This window comes from Pseudomonas sp. 05T35 (genome assembly GCF_056396605.1).
Map to the genome: position 1 here is coordinate 1 of NZ_JBFTLU010000466.1, position 3425 is coordinate 3425.

1 protein-coding gene is annotated in these 3425 nt (G+C 61.6%); it reads right to left on the reverse strand.

Annotation, left to right across the window (positions count from 1 at the left end; translation table 11 throughout):
* The coding region (locus AC1DH9_RS25395) for a S8 family serine peptidase (RefSeq protein ID WP_477809007.1) at nt 1-3425 on the reverse strand (3425 nt) is incomplete at both ends.

Below are 3425 nucleotides of genomic sequence, written 5' to 3' on the forward strand. Positions count from 1 at the left end.
CCAGATTGTTATTGCCCCGCCCGCCATCGAGCAAGGCATCCGCCGCACCGGCGACCAGCGTGTCGTTGCCATCGCCAGTGACGATGTTCTGAATGCTCGATGGATTTTTCACCGTCAACGCCGCGCCGTCGATGCTGGCGACACCGGTCAGCAGATTGACCGAGGTATCCCCCGAAACAGCTGCGGCATTGAGGGTATTGCGCCCGCCCGCTACACCATTGACGGCATCATCGAGCACCCCACGATTGGCGTTCGCGGCCACCGACTTGATGTATTCATCGGTATAGAAATAGGTGTCGTCCGGGCTGGCCTTGCTGCCATACAAACGCAGCGACCAGCTGTTGAGCGTGACAGGCAGACCGGAAGCCGAATCCGTCACCTGCAACGTCCAGTTGCCAGCCGAGCGTTCGCCGAAGTCATGGGTCGACATGAAGGTGTACTTGAACGCGCCGGACTGCGTGCTACCGACATCACTCGCACTCGCGCCCGGCATGCCGTCCGGGACCTTGCCCYGACKGTTGAGCAGAACACTCTGGGTGCCATCGGGGGAAATCAGTTTGAGCGTCAGATCGCCAAGACGACCGACCTGGGCATCGAAGTCGATCTCGACGTGCTCAACGTTCAAACCGGCGTTCATGGCGATGGACGAAGTCAGCGTCGCTCCCGCCGCCAATGGTTTTCCAAGCGCACCGCTCGACGCGCTGTAGACGTACTCGTTGGCGCCGGTGCTTTGGGTCATCCACGCTTCGGACAAGCGAACGGCAGCCCGCGCATCGACTTCACCAAAGCCGTAATCGTTGCTGGTGTGCATGCCCCCACCGTTCCAGCCGTGGGCGCCGTTGTCACTCCACTGGGTGGACGGGTCGTTGATCTTGCGCGCCGACAACGCCAGGATCTGCTGCACATCCCGATAACCGAGGTTCGGGTTGGCCTGCAGCATCAGCGCGACAATGCCGGAGACGATCGGCGCGGCAAAACTGGTGCCTTGCATGCTGGTGTAGTCGTTGCCGAAGGTAGAACCGCGCTCGGTTTCCAGCATATGGCTGGTGGACACAACGTTGCTGCCCGGTGCCGAAACCAGCAGGCTTGCACCGGGATTGGAGAACGGTGAAGAGCCGATCTGCAAGGTCGACAGATCACCCTGAGCGTTGATCGCGCCGACCTCGACCGAGAAGCGGTTGTTGTTGGTCAGCGAACCCTGGGCATTGCCGCCAGTCGCTCGGCTGTTGCCGCCCGCCGCCACAATAATGGTGCCCAAGCCGCCACGACCGTTGCTCGCCGCATACTGCGCATTCATGGTCAGCGCAGCGGCAGTGTTGATCTGGCCGTTCTGCAAATTGCTCAGGGCGAAATCGTTCGAGAACCCCCAGCTGTTGTTGGCAATGTCAAAACTGACCATATGCCCCAATCCAGCAAGGTCGGCGCCGCTGTTGGCCAGGTAATAACCGCCCAACGTTGCGTCGTAGGCCACACCTACGCCACCTGCGCCATTCTTGGCCGCGACCATGACGCCCGCGACCATCGTTGCGTGATTGGACACCAGCCCCGGCAACGTGCCGCCCGCCTGCTGAGTCTGCAACCAGGCTTTGTCGACGTTCGGCGCCAGATCCGGGTGGGCAATATCAAAGATTTCAGGTGCCGTGGCGAACTGGCCACCTGGCTCGAACTGACCAATGCGCACGCCTTTGCCGGTGTAGTCCTTCCAGACCGGCAGCACGTTGGTGTCGCTCAAGTACCATTCCTGCGCCGCAAGTGGATCGAGCGGTACTTCCGGGGTCAGCAAGGTGACAYCGGCACGCATTGGCGCGGTTTGCCCACTGCCGAGGTCTACCACCGACGCCGACAGATTGCCCGCCGCATCGACTACGCCGTATTTGAAGCTGATCAAACCGGTGTAATGCGCGTCCGGGTTGAACAGCACATCACCCTGGGCCGTGAGGCTGACCGTACCGCCCACCGCGTCGCCGACATTGGCGATACGCAACGCGCCCTGGCTGTTGAGGTGTTGATCATTGGCCAACAGGCTCTCTGCGGAAATCAGGTGAGTCTGCGTACGATCGAAGACCTTGCCGTCCTTGTCATGGGTCAGCACATCCGCCACGGGCATGGCGTTGGGGGTTTGCAGGTCGACGGCAGAAATGTCCGAGAAGTTGAGCTTCTGGATGTTTTTCAGCGTCACCGTGCCGTCACGGCCGGCGACCTTGTCAGCCACTTCATAACCGCTGTCGGTGCGGCTGATGCGGTAATCGCCATGGTTGCCATGCAGCGTCACCAGGTTGATCCCGCCGTCGCCGTCGATGGTTGCATTGCCGTGGCCGACTTCGATCACATCGTTACCGGCGCCGCCGTAGATTGTATCGGCGCCGCCACCGGCGTGAATGATGCTGCCGGCTTCGGAGGCGTAAATGACGTCGCCCTGCGGCCCGGCATAGATAACCGCCTTGCCGCTGCCGCCGATGATGGTGTTGTGGCCGGTGCCGCCGACCAGTACGTCGTTGCCAGCACCGCCCACCAGCGTCGAATTGCCCGAGCCGCCCTTGATGAAGGCGCTGCCAGTGCCACCGCTCATGATCGTGTCGTTGCCGCTGCCACCCTCGGCGATGGTCAAACCGGCGTGGGCCATGTTCAACACCACGCCTTTGTCACCGACGATGATCGCCGTGTCGTGACCGCCATTGCCGTGAATATTGACCGGATTGTCCGAAGCGCTGATAACAAAGACGTCATCGCCTGCCCCGCCGACATAGGTGTTGCTACCGGCACCGCCCACCAGCCATCCGCCAGCAGGTGCGGCGATCAACGTGTCGTCGCCGCTGCCGCCGTACAGATTGCTCACACCCAGTTGCGCAGCGTTCAGGGTTTCACCAGTGGCGCTTTGGCTGGCATACGCGGTGGTGGTGATGCCGTTGGTGGTGGAGGTCACTCGTGTACCGCTGCCCTGAGTGCTCAGGGTGTTGCTGACCGGATCACCAAGGAAATCGACCGCCAGCGCTTCCTGGTTCTTGCCATTGATGGTGAACGAACCGGTGGCGAGCACCTTGTTGCCGTCACGGATTTCAGCATTGCTGGAAGCGGCGCGGACGTTGATCTGGGTAATGCCCAGCTCGGCCAGCGTCTTCAGTTCACCGGCATCGACTTTTGCATCGTGGGTGCCATCGACCCAGACCCGCAGCTTGCTCCAGATCGGGTCTTTCTGATCGATCACGCCGTCCTTGTTCGCGTCCTCGCTGGCCAACGCCGCGAAACCGTCCTTGAACTTGGTCTCGCCCGCTGCGCCGTTGACGCCGGCCTTGCCGCCGTAATACTCGGAGAACATCTGGCTGACGTCCTTGATCTGGCCGCTGCCATCATCGATCACCAGCATGCCTGTGGTGCGATCCGCCCAGCCGCTGCGCTTGAGCGTGCCACTGTGGTCAGTATCGAAC